The organism is Salinicola rhizosphaerae, assembly GCF_014652715.1.
Taxonomy (GTDB): Bacteria; Pseudomonadota; Gammaproteobacteria; order Pseudomonadales; family Halomonadaceae; genus Salinicola; species Salinicola rhizosphaerae.
The window spans coordinates 16424-31391 of the sequence record NZ_BMZI01000005.1; the positions used below are offsets into that span (position 1 = coordinate 16424).

Here is a 14968-nt window from a genome sequence, read left to right on the forward strand (position 1 = left end):
TTCTGCATGGCCAAGAACGAAAGCACCCAGCACAAGCTATCCCGCGTCCGGGCGCCTCGCGTTCACCTGACGTACGACGTCGAGATCGGCGACAGCATCGAGAAGAAAGAGCTGCCGTTCGTCGTCGGCGTGATGGGCGACTACTCGGGCAATCCGCTCGAGCCGCTGCCGCGTCTGAAGGACCGCAAGTTCGTCAACATCGATCGTGACAATTTCGACAGCGTGATGAAGGGCATCAAGCCGCGTCTGAGTTACCGGGTCGACAACACGCTGGCCAACGACGGCTCGCAGCTTCCGGTCGAGCTCAACTTCAAGCGCATGGAAGACTTCGAACCGCAGGAAGTCGTGCGTCAGGTCGAGCCGCTGCGCAAGCTGCTCGAAGTGCGCAACAAGCTCGCGGACCTGCGCAACAAGATGGGCGGCAACGACAAGCTCGAAGAGCTGTTGATGGACGTACTGCAGAACACCGACAAGCTCAAGGCGCTGGGTGAAGAGCTCGGCCGCGAGGCAGCCGCCAAACCGCAGAGCGACAAGGAATAACAGGAGTTTCCCATGGCCGAGAATCAGACCGACAACACCTCGCAGAGCGAAACACAGGAAGTCTTCGCCCCGGAGACGTCGCTGCTCGACAGCATCATCTCCGAGAGCCGCGTAGCCCGCTCCGAAACCGAGCGTACCCGCACGCGCGACCTGATCGACGAACTGGTCAACCAGGTGCTGGAAGGTGAGGTAACGCCGAGCAAGGACCTGATCGCGGTGCTCGATTCGCGAATCGCCGAGATCGACTCCCTGCTCTCCGACCAGCTCAACGAAGTGATGCACGCCAACGAGTTCCAGCAGCTCGAGGCTTCCTGGCGCGGCCTGAAGTACCTGACCGACCAGTCCGAGACCAGCACCAACATGAAGATCCACATGTTGAATGCGTCCAAGAAGGACCTGGTCAAGGACCTCAAGTCGGCCTCCGAATTCGATCAGAGCGCGCTGTTCAAGAAGGTCTACGAAGAAGAGTACGGCACCTTCGGTGGCGCTCCGTACGGCATGATGATCGGCGATTACGAGTTCGGCCGTCACCCGCAGGACATGTATCTGCTGGAACAGGTCTCTCACGTGGCCGCGGCGGCGCATGCACCGTTCATCTCCTCGGCCTCGCCGGAACTGTTCGGCTGGGACTCTTTCACCGACATGACCGGGCCGCGAGATCTCTCCAAGATCTTCGACACGGTCGAATACGCCAAGTGGAAGTCGTTCCGCAACTCGGAAGATGCCCGCTACGTCGGCCTGACGCTGCCTCACGTGCTGGGTCGCCTGCCCTACGGCGAGGACACGACGCCGGTCGAGGAGTTCAACTTCACCGAAAACGTCGATGGCCGCGACCACAACAAGTATCTGTGGATGAACGCCGCCTACACGATGGGGGCGCGTGTCACCGATGCCTTCTCCCAGTACGGCTGGTGCGTGGCGATTCGCGGCGTCGAAGGCGGCGGACTGGTGGAAGACCTGCCGACCCACACCTTCCAGACCGACGACGGCGAAGTGGCGCTCAAGTGCCCGACCGAAATCTCGATTACGGATCGTCGCGAGAAGGAGCTTTCGGATCTCGGCTTCATTCCGCTCGTCCACTGCAAGGGCACCGACTACGCCGCCTTCTTCGGCACCCAGTCCGCGCAGCTGCCCAAGCAGTACAACACCGATGTCGCCAACGCCAACGCACGCCTGTCGTCGCAGCTGCAGTACATCTTCGCGACTTCACGTATCGCCCACTTCATGAAGGCGATCATGCGCGACAAGGTCGGCAGCTTCGCATCGCGCCAGAACGTCGAGGACTACCTCAACGAGTGGCTGTCACAGTACGTGCTGCTGGATGACAACGCCGGTCAGGAAGCCAAGGCGCAGTACCCGCTGCGCGAGGCGCGGGTCGAAGTCGCCGAGGTTCCGGGGAAACCGGGCGCCTACAAGGCCGTCACCTTCCTGCGACCGCACTACCAGCTCGACGAGCTGACCGCTTCGCTGCGTCTGGTCTCGGAGCTGCCGCAGTCCACGCGCGGTTCCTGATGCAACGCCCGTGACGTCGTACGCACCGGGGCGTCCCTGGACACCCCGGTTGCGATCCTCGTTTCGCCCTCCGTCAACCTGGCAGGAAGCCGTTCATGAGCGACTCCATGCAGATGGTGCCGACGCTGCTCGATCGCCTTCTCGATGATGCACCGCAGCACTCGACCGAAGCGCAACCCGGCCATCGCTGTACGCTCGCCGAGTACAAACGCTCGGTGGTGCGTGATCTCGAACTGCTGGTCAACACGCGTCGCGAGCTGGTCGCCGGAGAGCTCGACGGATGGCCGACGCTGCAAGGCACCCTGCTCGACTACGGCCTGCCCGATTTCATCAGTCGCGGCGTCCGCAGCACCGAGGACCGACGGCTGATCCAGCGCCAGCTGGAGCGCACCATCGAGCATGGTGACAAGCGTTTCAGCAGCGTACGCGTGCAGCTGCTCAATCAGGACAGTCACGATCGTATCCTGCAATTTCGCATCGAGGCGGTGCTCTCGCTGAGCGAAGCGAGCCAGCGCGTCGCTTTCGATGCGGTGCTGCAGGTCAACACTCGACAATACAAGGTGCAGAACCTGATCTGATGCTCGACGACCTGCTGCCCTACTACGAGAAGGAACTCTCCCACCTGCGCTATCTGGGGCAGGAGTTCGCTCAACGTTATCCAAAGATCGCCTCGCGGCTGCTGCTTGAGGGCGATTACTGCGAAGATCCGCATGCGGAGCGCATGATCGAGTCTTTCGCCTTCTTGAGCGCGCGCGTCCACAAGAAACTCGACGACGATTTCCCGGAGATCGTCGAGTCCTTTCTCGAGGTGCTCTATCCGCACCACCTGCGCCCGACTCCGGCGCTCTCGATCGTCGAGTTCGACCCGGGCAGTCAGACATCATTGACCGGGCGCTACCACCTGCCCCGCCACACCGCCCTGCACTCCCGGCCGGTGGAGGATTCGTTCTGCCGCTTTCGCACCTGCTACCCGGTCGATGTCTGGCCGGTGGCGTTGACCGGCGCCGAAATGACGAGACTCGAGCGCTCGTCGTTCAATGCTCACGGTAACGACAACGTCGCCAGGCTGAGTCTCTCTCTGGAGAGCCTCGGCAACACCGATTTCGGCAAGCTGGGCATGGATCGGCTGCGCGTCTTCCTCGACGGTGAAGGCAGCCTGATGCATCCGCTCTACGAGCTGCTGTTCAACAACGTGGCACGCGTTTCGGTGAGCTTCGTCGACGGCGGTCAGCCGCGCGAAATTCGGCTGGCGTCGGACTGCCTCACGCCGGTCGGCTTTGGCCCCGACGAGGGGCTGATCGACTATTCGGCGCGCTCTTTTCTCGGCTACCGGCTGCTGCACGAATACTTCACGTTTCCCGAGAAGTTTCTGTTCTTCGACCTGCACGGTCTCGCTCGCCCCCTGGCCGGCAAGGCCGTCACCCAGGTGCAGATTCACTTTCTGTTCCGCGACTACGATCAGCACGAACGACTGGCACGCCTGGCGCAGACGATCGGGCGTCACAACTTCCGGCTGGGCTGTACGCCGGTGGTCAATCTGTTCCCGCAGCAGGCCGAGCCGATCAAGCTCAATCACACGCGCCATGAATATCCGGTGGTGCCTGACGTGCGCCACGCCCGTTCCACTGAGATCGTCTCGATCGACGAGGTGACGCGCGTGATCCGTACCGCCACGCAGGACGAAGTCGCGCCCTGCCTGCCGTTCTTCGAACCGCGCGACAGCGACAAGCAGGCGCGCCAAAGCTACTGGACCGCGCGACGCGTGGCCTCGGAGAACGCCCGGGACCCCGGCACCGAGATGCGACTGCGCGTCGTCGACCGCGAGCTCGAAATGCTGGATGCCAGCAGCGACACGCTCAGTCTCAAGCTCACCTGCAGCAACCGGGATCTGCCACAGCTGATGACCTTCGGCCATCCGCAGGGCGACTTCACCCTGGAGCGCGAGCAGGTCGTGCAGCAGATTCGCTGCCTGCGCAAACCGACGCCGGCGGTACGCCCGCCCATGGGCAAGGGGTTGATCTGGCGACTGGTATCGCACCTCTCGCTCAATCACCTCTCGCTGGTGGCCGACGGCCGTGAAGCGCTCATGGAGCTGCTGTCGCTCTACAACTACCGGCAGGCTTCGGCCATCCGCAAACAGATCAACGGCATAACCTCGATCGGGAGCGAGCCGGTGATGACACGCATCGGCCACCCGCGACCCGCCTTCGTGCGCGGCACCGGGGTCACCCTGGAGATGGACGAGAGCCAGTTCACCGGTAGCGGCATCTACCTGTTCGGCATGGTACTGGATCACTTTCTCGGCCAGTACTGCAGTCTCAACAGTTTCACTCAACTCACCCTGCGCTCCCGACAGCGCGAACAGCGAGTCGCCCAATGGCAGCCGAGAACCGGTACTCAGCCCCTGGTCTGATCGATCAGGCACGCGCGGAGCCCTGGCGATTCGGGTTCTTCCAGCTCGTGCGCCTGCTGCGCCTGCACTACAGCCGCACCGGTCGCATCGATCCGGAGAATCGCCCGCACCAGGACCCACTGCGCTTCCGTTCACTGCTGTCGCTGAACTTTCCGCCGAGCGAGGTGAGCGATCTTGCCTTCGAGAGCGACAAGGCCCGCTCCGCGAGCGGCGATCCGCTCAGCGAGATCCAGGTCACCTTCATGGGCCTGGTCGGCCCTTCGGGTGTACTGCCGCGCCCCTATACCGAGCTGCTGATCAATCGGCATATCGACAAGCGCGACGACGCCGCCCACGCCTTCATGGACTTCTTCTCGCACCGCATGACGGCGCTGTTCTACGAGGCGTGGCAGAAATATCGCTTCCACATCGAATACGAACGCAAGGGCAGCGCCGACTTCGAGAACTGGCTGCTTCACCTGGCCGGTTTCACCCCCGGCACGGCGGCAAAGACACTCGACCGCGACGATGACCCTGCCGCGCTGCGCCGCGACCTGTTCAGCTACTTCTCCGGCCTGTGGACCCAGAAGCCGCGCAACGCCGGCAATCTACAGTCGATTCTCGAATACACCTTCGGCCAGCCATGTCGGGTCAGTTCATTCAGCGGCCGCTGGATTCGCCTCGAGCCCTCGCAGTACACGCGCCTCGGCGAGGCCAATGCCCGGCTCGGTGAAAGCGCCGTCGCCGGCACCCGCGTACGCGATTATCAGTCGACGTTTCGGCTCAGTTTCGGGCCGCTCACGCTTTCGGCCTACCGCTCGCTGCTACCCGACACATCCGCGTTCCAGAAACTGGTCAGGCTGGTCCGCTTCTACGCCGGCATCGAGCTCGACTTCCAGGTCGAACTGATCCTGCACAAGGACGAAATCCCGATGCCGCAGCTCGGCGCGGGCGGCAACCTCAATCTGGGTCGGCTGGGCTGGCTCAAATCCCCCGACCGACCGGCCACCTCCCACGGCCATGCACTCTTCGACATTCCCTTTGATGGAGCTACGGCGTGAGTCTCAAATCTCTCTTCGACAAGTTGAACGATCCCTGCCGCGAGGCGATGGAAGGCGCGGCCGCACTCTGTCTCGCCGAGCGCCAGTACGATGTCGATATCGAGCACCTGTTGCTCAAGCTGCTGGATAGCGACGACAACGACACGCTGCGTATCGCCCGCCACTACGATGTCTCGCTGGATCGGCTCGCCTCGCAGCTCGAGGAGACCGTCTCGAGCTTCAAGACCGGCAACACGCGAACGCCCGCGCTGTCACCGCGGATTACCCGGCTGATCGAGCGCGCCTGGGTGGTGGCCTCGATCGATCACGCTGAAGCGCAGGTCCGGAGCGGCCATCTGCTGCTGGCGCTGTTGAAGGAGGAGGAGTTCCGCCGGGTACTGCTCGACGGCGCCCGTGAACTGGAGCGCATCAACGTCGACGATCTGCAGGCGCATCTGAACGATCTGATCGCCGGCAGCAGCGAGGACCATCACGTGCGCCCGCTGGCCGAGCCGGCCGCAGCCGGTACACAAGGGACGAGCGAGGCGCCGGCCGCTAGTCAGGGTCAGAATCAGCGTCAGGCCAAGTCGAAAACGCCAGCGCTGGATCAGTACACCATCGACCTGACGGGCAACGCCCGCGCCGGCCGCATCGACCCGGTTCTGGGGCGTGAAGAAGAAGTTCGCCAGATGGTCGACATTCTCACCCGTCGGCGTCAGAACAACCCGATCCTCACCGGCGAGGCCGGGGTCGGCAAGACGGCCGTGGTCGAGGGCCTGGCCCTACGTATCGTCAACGGCGACGTGCCACCGCCGCTCAAGAACGTCGAGCTGCGCACGCTCGACCTCGGCTTGTTGCAGGCCGGCGCCGGGGTCAAGGGCGAGTTCGAGAACCGGCTCAAGAACGTGATCGAGGAGACCAAACGCAGTCTGCATCCGATCATCCTGTTCATCGACGAAGCGCACACGCTGATCGGCAGCGGCGGTCAGGCCGGCCAGGGCGACGCCGCCAACCTGCTCAAGCCGGCACTGGCACGTGGCGAGCTGCGCACCATCGCCGCCACGACCTGGGCGGAATACAAGAAGTATTTCGAGAAGGATGCGGCATTGGCGCGGCGCTTTCAGGTGGTCAAGGTCGAAGAGCCGGCCGAGCCGGTCGCGATCGCCATGCTGCGCGGGCTGAACGAGCGCATGCAGGATCACCACAAGGTGACCATTCTCGACGACGCCATCGTTCAGGCCGTGCGCCTGTCGCATCGCTACATCACCGGTCGTCAGCTGCCCGACAAGGCGGTCAGCGTGCTCGACACCGCCTGCGCTCGCGTCGCCCTGGCCCAATCGTCGCAGCCCGCCGCGCTGGAGGATGCCCATCGCCGCGTCGACAATCTGCAAAGCGAGATCGCCGTGCTCGAGCGCGAACAGCGCGAAGGTACGGATCATGCCGAGGCGCTGACCGCACTCAACGAGCAGCTCGCCGCCACGCAGGCGAAGATCGACGACCTGAGCCAGCGCTGGGAGCGCGAGCAGGAAGTCGTGACGCGCCTGAAGGCACTCGAAGCCGAGCGCAGCGAGGTCGAGACCGGAAAACAGGATGGCGATGCCGATACGCTGAGCCAACAGATCGGCGAGGTCCGCCGGGAGCTGGCCGAAATTCAGGGTGAGCACTCGCTGGTACACGGCCACGTCGACGGCAACGTGATAGCCGAGGTGATCTCCAACTGGACCGGCATCCCGCTCGGCAAGATGATGCGCGACGAGATCACCACCGTGCAGCGCCTCCCCGAACTGCTGGGTGAACGCGTACTGGGTCAGGATCATGCGCTGGCCGAGATCGGCAAACGCATCGCGATTTCACGTGCGCGGATGGAGGACCCCAACAAGCCGATCGGCGTCTTTCTGCTGCTCGGGCCCAGCGGCGTGGGCAAGACCGAAACCGCCCTCTCGCTGGCCGATACTCTCTACGGCGGCGAGCGCAACGTCATCACCATCAACATGTCCGAATATCAGGAAGCGCACACCGTCTCCAGCCTCAAGGGTTCACCGCCCGGCTACGTCGGCTACGGCGAAGGCGGCGTGCTGACGGAAGCCGTCCGCCGCAAGCCCTACAGCGTGGTGCTGCTCGATGAGGTCGAGAAAGCACACCCGGACGTGCTGGAGCTTTTCTTCCAGGTCTTCGACAAGGGCGTGCTGGACGACGGCGAAGGCCGTGAGATCAACTTCCGCAACACGGTGATTCTGCTGACCTCCAACGTCGGCACCGATGACATCATGGCGCAGTGCCTGGGCGTCGATGCCCTGCCGGCGCCGGATGCGATCGTCGAGAGCCTGCGCGATCAGCTCAACGACGTGTTCAAGCCCGCCTTCCTCGGCCGGCTCAACATCATCCCCTACTACCCGGTGCAGAAGGAGATCCTGCACAACATCGTCCGGCTCAAGCTCGAGCGGATCAGGAAACGCTTCGAGCACAATCACCGCGCCGAGTTCGCCTACGATCCAGCGATCGTCGAAGCCGTCGCCGAGCGCTGCACCGACAGCGACAGCGGCGCCCGCAACGTCGACAACATCCTCTCCGGCAGCCTGATGCCCACGATTGCCGCCCAGGTACTGGACAAGATGGCCAACGGTGAAGCGATCGAAAAGCTCGAAGTCAGCCTCGATGATCAGGGCGAATTCGCCTACGCGCTGAGTTGAGTCGCGTCCGGAAGCCCCACGTATCCGCCGCGAATTCCGCCACCGTACCGCTCCAGCGTTGCGGTGGCGTTATTCCGGCCAATGCTTGTCCGATATGTCGCGGCCGCCATGTTGCGGTATTCTCGACAAGTCCTTGGTGTTCAACGTTCAACATGCTGCCCGTGTTCCCGGAGCCTTCATGTCCGACGATGTCGGTCCGCGCCTGCGCTCGTTGCGCACACTGCGCGGCATTTCCCAGCGGGAGCTGGCCAAGCGCTGCGGCGTTACCCATTCGAGCCTGTCGCTGATCGAACAGGGCAAGGTGAGCCCGTCGGTGAGTTCGCTGAAGAAGATTCTCGACGCGCTTCCCATCAGCATGGGTGATTTCTTCACCTTCGAGCTGGAGAGTCGCGACCAGGTTTTCTACGGCGCCAAGGAGCTGCCCAACGTGGCCACCAACGAGGTGATCTATCGTCTCGTCGGTGCCAATCGGGAGCAGCGAGCGCTCTCGTTTCTGATCGAGACCTACCCGCCGGGGGCCGATACCGGGCGCGAGATGATCGCGCATCGCGGCGAGGAAGCCGGGGTGGTTCTGGAGGGCTGCATCGAGATCACGATCGGCGCCGAGACGCGTCGACTTATCGCCGGCGAGGCGTATTACTTCGACACGCAACTCCCCCACCGCTTCCGTAACCCGAGCGATGTGCCCTGCCGTCTGGTCAGCTGTTGCACGCCCGCCAGCCAGTTCTGATCCCGCTTGGGCGCACGGGATCAGCCTGCGATCATCGTGGCACCGGATCTGGCGCGCGCTCGGCGTCACCGTAGACGACCAGCGCTTCCACCAGCGCCCGCGCGCAGCCCGGTAGCGCAGCGAGTTCCCGGGTGATCACGCTGCGCTCGCGCAGGGCCCAAGGTTCATCCAGCGCGACCCAGCGCAGGCGCATCGTGCGCTGATGGCGTCGCACCGCCGACACCGGCACGATACCGATCCCCACACCGACCTCGATCATGCGGCAGACTGCCTCGAAGCCGTAGACCTGAGTACGCAGCGCGAACTGCTCTCCCAGCGCCTCGAGCCGATCGCGTAGAAAGCTCAGAAGCGTACTGCCGTCGTGAAGTCCGACGTGCGGATAGGCCAGCGTCTCGATCAGTCGAACACGTTCGCGCTCCGCCAGCGGATGGGAGAGGGGTATGGCTACCACCAGGTGATCGCGGCTGAACGGCAGCACTTCGAGACCCGGCGTATCGACACCGCCAGCGATGACACCCAGGTCGCTGGTGCCGTCGAGCACACCACGCAGAATGTCCCGGTTGAGTCGCTCCTGCAGGTCGACCGTCACGCCAGGCCGTTCGGCGAGAAAACGTGCCAGCACCTCCGGCAGAAACTCGGTCACGGCAGTGGTATTGGCAAAAATGCGCAGGTGGCCGGCGGCATCACCGGCATGCTCGGTGAACTCGGTCTTCAGATGCTCGACCTGGCGCAGTACAAGCCGCGCTTGGGTCAGCAATCTTTGGCCGGCGGGCGTCAGGTCTACGCCCTGGCTGCTGCGATAGAACAGTCGTGAGCCGAGCTGATTCTCGAGCGCCTTGATGCGCATGCTGGCAGCCGGCGTCGAGAGGTGCGCCTGCCTGGCGCCGCCCGTCAGGCTTCTCGCTTCGCAGACGTGGACGAACAGGCGCAGGTCGGTCAAATCGAAGTGCATGATAAGGACGTTCCAGAGCTCTGATAGCGACAAAGGTCGTATTCAGCTCAGCAAAACACCCCGCTCGCAAAAACACAATTCCATGAAGGTAACCGTTACCGCAGCATGGAATCATCGATTGCGCCGGGAACAGAGACGATGCCAACGACCGATTCGACGCCTGCATTCGAGGGACAGACCTGGCTGGCCTGGATAGGCCGACAGGAGAGTGCCCGAGACAGCCTGGAGATTACGCATCTCAAACGTGTGGCGGCGACCTTCAGCGCCCCCTGCCCCCAGCAAGAAGAGCCGCTGCCACCGCTCTGGCACTGGGCATTCTTTCACGACCCGGTCGCGGGTCGCGCGAATCGAGGAGAATTCAGAAACATCACTGCCGCACCGATGGGCAACGCCTGCATCCAGCCGCGCCGATCCTGATCCACCTGATGCTCTATTACGTCGCAGAGCCCCCGCTCGAGCTGCTGCCCTCGCCTCAAAGGCCATTCCCATGACACAGATCAATACCCGCCCGCTGGATGGTATTACCGTCATCAGTCTCGAACACGCGATCGCTGCGCCCTTCTGCACTCGCCAGCTCGCCGATCTCGGGGCCCGCGTGATCAAGATCGAACGCCCCGGCGTCGGCGATTTCGCGCGCCACTACGATACCCGCGTCGATGGCCTGGCCTCGCATTTCGTCTGGACCAACCGCTCCAAGGAGAGCTTGACGCTCGACCTCAAGCATGAAAGTGCCACGCCGATTCTCGAGGCGCTACTCGGCGAGGCCGACGTGCTGGTGCAGAACCTGGCCCCGGGCGCCGCCGCGCGCATGGGACTCGATTTCTCGACGCTGCATGAGCGCTTCCCGAGGCTGATCGTCTGCGACATTTCCGGCTACGGTCAGGGCGGCCCGTACGAGACCAAGAAAGCCTATGACCTGCTGATCCAGAGCGAGGCGGGCTTTCTCTCGGTCACCGGCGGGCCCGAGCCTGCAGCGATTGCCAAGGCGGGCTGCTCGGTCGCCGACATCGCGGCCGGTATGTACGCCTACAGCCACGTCCTCTCGGCGCTTTTATTGCGGGGGCGCACCGGCGAGGGTTCGAATATCGATGTGTCGATGCTGGAAGGCCTCGTCGAGTGGATGGGCTATCCACTCTATTACGCCTACGACGGCGCACCACCGCCGCCCCGCGCCGGTGCCTCACACTCGACCATCTATCCGTACGGCCCTTTTCCTACCGGCCAGGGTGGTACGGTCATGCTCGGCCTGCAGAACGAACGAGAGTGGCAACTCTTCTGCAAGACCGTGCTGCGTCAGCCGGACCTGGCAACGGATGCGCGCTTCGACGCCAATGCCAAACGCTCCGAAAATCGAGAGGCGCTGCGCGAGATCATCGAATCGGTCTTCGCACGCCTCGGCCCCGACGACGTCATCGCCAGGCTCGACGAGGCGCAGATCGCCAACGCGCACGTCAACGATATGGCCGGCGTCTGGCAGCACCCGCAGCTGGCGGCTCGCAAGCGCTGGCGCGACGTGGCCAGCCCCGCCGGTCCGCTGCCGGCGCTGCTGCCACCGGGCCGCAGCAGCGCCTTCGAGGCGCGCATGGACCCCGTGCCCGAACTGGGAGAGCACAGCGCGATCATCCTCGAGCAGCTAGGCTATGGAGCGGACGATATCGCCAACCTGCGCGCCAGCGGAACGATCTAGGCGCTGTCCGACTGACACGTTCCTGGCGCCCCCGGACCCGCATCAAAACCCGCAACACGAGAGACTGCCGACATGCCTGCCTTCACGACCTCACGCTCCCTGCTCTTCGTGCCCGCCAGCCGGCCGGATCGCTTTTCCAAGGCGCTCTCGAGCGAAGCCGATGCGGTGATCATCGACCTCGAGGATGCCGTCGCCCAGGAAGACAAGGATGACGCCCGCCAGGCGCTGGCTGCCTTCCTCGAAGACGCCGCGGAAGACGCCGTCTGGGTGCGCATCAACGCCATGGAGAGTGACGACGCCCTTGCCGACCTGGCGCTGTGTCGCGACCGCCCGGGCATCGCGGGGATCATCGTGCCGAAAGCGGAACATACGCGGGCGCTGGCCCAGGCCGCCGCGCTTGGCAAGCCGCTCATTCCGCTGATAGAGAGCGCCGCCGGCCTCGACAGGCTAGCCGAACTCGCTCGAGTCGAGGGTGTCGTCGCGCTCAGTTTCGGGGCGCTCGATCTCGGTCTCGATCTCGGGCTGGAGCCCGGTACGCAAGGCGGCGATTGGGTGCTCGATCAGGCACGGTTTCAACTGGTGCTGCAGTCTCGACTGGCAGGACTGGCCGCCCCCGTGGAAACGGTGACGCCCGAATTCCGCGATACCGATGTCGTCGAGCGTGCGGCGCGGCGTGCCTCGGAAATGGGCTTCGGCGGCATGCTGTGCATCCACCCGCGTCAGGTGGAGGCGGTCAACGCGGCCTTCTCACCTTCGGTAGCGCAGCGGGAATGGGCCGAGCGCGTGCTGGCGGTTGCTGCCCAGGATGCCGGTGCCGGTCAGGTGGATGGCCAGATGATCGATGCCCCGGTAATCGAACGGGCTCGGCGTCTACTGGAGAGAACGGGCGGCTGACGTTCCCCTACAGTCAGCCACAAACAAGCCACAGTCAGCTCACCCCTTACCGGCATTCGGCACCTGGCCCCCCTAATTACTTCAGCCACCAGGAGAGAATCAGCAGCAACAGCAGCACGGTCGCGATCGCCTGCCACACGTTGGCCGGCTCCCGCCACGGTGGCCGGCGACTCTCGCCGTCGGTTCTCGGCGTCGCACGCAGGTGGTAGGCAAATTCGGAGATGCGCCGGAAGCGCAGCGCGCGCAGCGGATCGAGCGAGCGGCGCAGCGCATCGTCGAGATCGCTGCTGATCGCCGGGTTGCTCAGCTGGGCGCGGCGATAGGTCATCTGCTCCAGGTCGGTATGACTGCGCAGGTGATTTGGCAGCATGGTGTACGGCAGGTGCCCGGTCAGCATCCAGTAGATGGTCGACGCCAGCGAATACTGGTCGCTGCGTCGCCCGACCTCGGTATCCAGCGCATACTCCGGCGCGCTGTGTTCGGTCAGGCCGACCTGTCGTGCCAGCTCGCGGGCCTCGCCCTGGGCGTCGTTCTCCCGCTTGTGGCAGGCGCCGAAGTCGGTCAGCAGCAGATTGCCGTGCCGGTCGATCAGCACGTTGTCCGGATGAATGTGCTGGTGCAGCACCTCGTGGCGATGGAGCGCCTGCACCGCCTTGACCAGCTGGCGCGCAATCTCCAGGCGCTGTTCCAGACTCGCCTGAGGGTGCCGCCCGAGCCACTCGGTCAGAGTCTCGCCGTCGACATAGCTCATCAGGTAGTACAGATAGCGCCGCGGCCGTGACGGCTCGACCACCTTGACCACGAACGGCGAGTTGACGCGCTCGACCACCCACTGCTGCAGACCGAAATGCTCGAGATAGACGTTGCGGGTCGAGAGCTCGGGGCTAGGCGCCTTCATCACCATGTCGCGCTCGGTGCGCAGGTCGCGTACGTGGTAGAGCCGCGCCTTGGCCGTCCGCGACAGTACCTGAACGATCTCGAGCCCATCCAGGCGATCGCCGGCGGCAAGCTCCGGTGGCACCGGCAGGTGATGAAAAACTCGCGGCTGCTGATCCGAGACCTCTTCGGGCAGTCGGTCGACGCGCACCAGCTGGAAGCAGAACTGGTTGGCGTTGTAGCCGCGCTCGATGGCGCGCTGATTGGCGGCCTCGGTCAGGCGTTCGCAGGCCGCATCGAGGTCGCTGACATCGGATCGGATCAGCTGTACGTACTCTGACGGCACCAACGTGCCTCGCACGGCCTGCGTCATGAACAGAAACAGATCGCCCTGCTTGAGCGGGAAGGTCGAGTAGTCGATGTCGACGTGGCCATCCATGCCGAGCGCCCGCGACGGATAGCGATACCCCCCCAGATCGGTGACGTGATCCCGCGTCAGCTGCTCGAACTCGGCGCCGCGAATCCGGAAAACCAGCGTATCGCCCATGTGAAACAGATGGGCTTCATGGTGGTGAAAGATCATCGCCGACAGCGAGCAGATATAGCTGCCGCCCTCGATATAGCCGCTCTGGCTGTAGCACCAGCTGTTGAGCGCTCGCAGCACGCGCGTCGCCGAAGTCTTGATGTCCCAGTGATCCGGTGTCGAGTAGTAGTCGGCCAGAAAGCCGCGCACGCTGAGATCGCCCGCCTGCTTGGCAATGGAATTACGCCAGGTGGAATCGCTGATAAGCGCGCAGCCGCCCTTGGATATCAGTTGATCGCCCTGCGGGATCTGCACCGACATCGAACTGCGGTGGCGATGCAGATCCGGTGCGACGAAGGCCTGGCCATACGTCAGAGATAACGCGCTTTTCGACAACTGCTTCTCTCCCCATCGGACAGGCGGTCCACCGCCATGCGCTTGCGGCGTCGAAGCGGCTTCCGGGCCCGGGTTGGTAATCGGCCAATCCACTTCGTATAATTCGTGGGATTTTCGCCCGCTGGTGTTCAACCTGCAAACCGCAAGCAAGGACTCAACGATGAGTTTCGACAAGATTCCCGCCGGAAAGGATCTCCCCAACGACGTTTACGTGGCGATCGAGATTCCCGCCAATCACGATCCGATCAAGTATGAAATCGATAAGGACATGGACGCACTCATCGTCGACCGCTTCATGGCTACGCCGATGTTCTACCCGGCCAACTACGGTTTCATTCCCAAGACGCTGGCCGACGACGGCGACCCGCTCGATGCGCTGGTGGTCACGCCCTACCCCGTTCAGCCCGGCAGCGTGATCCGCGCCCGTCCGGTCGGCGTGCTCAACATGTCCGACGAAGCCGGCGAAGATGCCAAGCTCGTCTGCGTACCGCACGAGAAGCTGAGCGCCCTCTACGACGACGTTCGCGAGGTGACGGACCTGCCCGAACTGCTGCGCCAGCAGATTGCGCACTTCTTCGAGAACTACAAGGATCTCGAGAAAGGCAAGTGGGTCAAGATCGACTCCTGGGATGGCGCCGATGCCGCCCGCAAGGCGATCGAGAAAGCCGTCAGCGCTTACGAGAACGAATAACCGCTGCCCCGGGAGCCTGGCTCCCGCGTCAGAGACGAGAACGCA

The 14968-nt window shown here is 63.8% G+C and carries 13 protein-coding genes; 11 read left to right on the plus strand and 2 right to left on the minus strand.

All coding sequences use genetic code 11. The features are described from left to right. The first annotated feature begins 6 nt into the window (after positions 1 to 6). The 7 genes from tssB (at position 7) to IE125_RS11515 (ending at position 8904) form a co-directional block, all read left to right on the plus strand. Complete coding sequence (tssB, locus tag IE125_RS11485) at positions 7 to 540, plus strand: type VI secretion system contractile sheath small subunit (protein WP_189444829.1); 534 nt, start codon at positions 7 to 9, stop codon at positions 538 to 540. Between the two features lie 12 nt (positions 541 to 552). Beyond that, positions 553 to 2052, plus strand: coding sequence for a type VI secretion system contractile sheath large subunit (gene tssC / locus IE125_RS11490; RefSeq protein WP_189444830.1), 1500 nt, complete (start codon positions 553 to 555; stop codon positions 2050 to 2052). 95 nt (positions 2053 to 2147) lie between these two features. Then, complete coding sequence (gene tssE, locus IE125_RS11495) at positions 2148 to 2630, plus strand: type VI secretion system baseplate subunit TssE (RefSeq protein WP_189444831.1); 483 nt, start codon at positions 2148 to 2150, stop codon at positions 2628 to 2630. Continuing rightward, positions 2630 to 4465, plus strand: coding sequence for a type VI secretion system baseplate subunit TssF (gene tssF, locus IE125_RS11500; RefSeq protein WP_189444832.1), 1836 nt, complete (start codon positions 2630 to 2632; stop codon positions 4463 to 4465). The genes tssE and tssF overlap by 1 nt, the downstream gene beginning before the upstream one ends. Continuing rightward, a complete protein-coding gene (tssG, locus tag IE125_RS11505; RefSeq protein ID WP_189444833.1) occupies positions 4429 to 5505 on the plus strand; it encodes a type VI secretion system baseplate subunit TssG in 1077 nt (358 codons plus the stop codon). Before tssF ends, tssG begins: the two co-directional genes overlap by 37 nt. After that, positions 5502 to 8174 carry a type VI secretion system ATPase TssH gene (tssH, locus tag IE125_RS11510; RefSeq protein ID WP_189444834.1) on the plus strand — a complete coding sequence of 891 codons (2673 nt, stop codon included), beginning with the start codon at positions 5502 to 5504 and terminating at the stop codon, positions 8172 to 8174. Before tssG ends, tssH begins: the two co-directional genes overlap by 4 nt. 178 nt (positions 8175 to 8352) lie before the next feature. Beyond that, complete coding sequence (locus tag IE125_RS11515; protein WP_189444835.1) at positions 8353 to 8904, plus strand: cupin domain-containing protein; 552 nt, start codon at positions 8353 to 8355, stop codon at positions 8902 to 8904. Between the two features lie 31 nt (positions 8905 to 8935). Here IE125_RS11515 and IE125_RS11520 read toward each other — a convergent pair whose 3' ends face one another. Next, on the minus strand, positions 8936 to 9856 hold the full coding sequence (locus tag IE125_RS11520; RefSeq protein WP_189444836.1) for a LysR family transcriptional regulator: 921 nt from the start codon (positions 9854 to 9856) through the stop codon (positions 8936 to 8938). 138 nt (positions 9857 to 9994) lie between these two features. On the opposite strand from IE125_RS11520, the gene IE125_RS11525 reads away from it, so the two are divergent. The 3 genes from IE125_RS11525 to IE125_RS11535 all read left to right on the plus strand — a co-directional run bounded on the left by IE125_RS11525 (position 9995) and on the right by IE125_RS11535 (position 12437). Beyond that, positions 9995 to 10273: an HTD2 family dehydratase gene (locus IE125_RS11525; protein ID WP_189444837.1), complete on the plus strand. Its 279-nt coding sequence runs from the start codon at positions 9995 to 9997 to the stop codon at positions 10271 to 10273. A gap of 70 nt (positions 10274 to 10343) precedes the next feature. After that, complete coding sequence (locus IE125_RS11530) at positions 10344 to 11543, plus strand: CaiB/BaiF CoA transferase family protein (RefSeq protein ID WP_189444838.1); 1200 nt, start codon at positions 10344 to 10346, stop codon at positions 11541 to 11543. A gap of 72 nt (positions 11544 to 11615) precedes the next feature. Further along, entirely contained in the window at positions 11616 to 12437 is an 822-nt protein-coding gene (locus IE125_RS11535; protein ID WP_189444839.1) for an HpcH/HpaI aldolase/citrate lyase family protein, read from the plus strand. 76 nt (positions 12438 to 12513) lie between these two features. On the opposite strand, the gene IE125_RS11540 is transcribed toward IE125_RS11535, so the two are convergent. Then, complete coding sequence (locus IE125_RS11540; RefSeq protein WP_189444840.1) at positions 12514 to 14232, minus strand: bifunctional protein-serine/threonine kinase/phosphatase; 1719 nt, start codon at positions 14230 to 14232, stop codon at positions 12514 to 12516. A 160-nt stretch (positions 14233 to 14392) separates the two neighbouring features. Between IE125_RS11540 and ppa the strand changes: the two genes are divergently transcribed. Beyond that, complete coding sequence (gene ppa, locus IE125_RS11545) at positions 14393 to 14923, plus strand: inorganic diphosphatase (protein ID WP_189444841.1); 531 nt, start codon at positions 14393 to 14395, stop codon at positions 14921 to 14923. The last annotated feature ends 45 nt before the right edge of the window (positions 14924 to 14968 follow it).

Coding starts and splice junctions, on each gene's coding strand:
- tssB (WP_189444829.1), top strand. CDS start 7: ATGGCCAAGAACGAAAGCACCCAGCACAAGCTATCCCGCGTCCGGGCG.
- tssC (WP_189444830.1), top strand. CDS start 553: ATGGCCGAGAATCAGACCGACAACACCTCGCAGAGCGAAACACAGGAA.
- tssE (WP_189444831.1), top strand. CDS start 2,148: ATGAGCGACTCCATGCAGATGGTGCCGACGCTGCTCGATCGCCTTCTC.
- tssF (WP_189444832.1), top strand. CDS start 2,630: ATGCTCGACGACCTGCTGCCCTACTACGAGAAGGAACTCTCCCACCTG.
- tssG (WP_189444833.1), top strand. CDS start 4,429: ATGGCAGCCGAGAACCGGTACTCAGCCCCTGGTCTGATCGATCAGGCA.
- IE125_RS11515 (WP_189444835.1), top strand. CDS start 8,353: ATGTCCGACGATGTCGGTCCGCGCCTGCGCTCGTTGCGCACACTGCGC.
- IE125_RS11520 (WP_189444836.1), bottom strand. CDS start 9,856: ATGCACTTCGATTTGACCGACCTGCGCCTGTTCGTCCACGTCTGCGAA.
- IE125_RS11525 (WP_189444837.1), top strand. CDS start 9,995: ATGCCAACGACCGATTCGACGCCTGCATTCGAGGGACAGACCTGGCTG.
- IE125_RS11530 (WP_189444838.1), top strand. CDS start 10,344: ATGACACAGATCAATACCCGCCCGCTGGATGGTATTACCGTCATCAGT.
- IE125_RS11535 (WP_189444839.1), top strand. CDS start 11,616: ATGCCTGCCTTCACGACCTCACGCTCCCTGCTCTTCGTGCCCGCCAGC.
- ppa (WP_189444841.1), top strand. CDS start 14,393: ATGAGTTTCGACAAGATTCCCGCCGGAAAGGATCTCCCCAACGACGTT.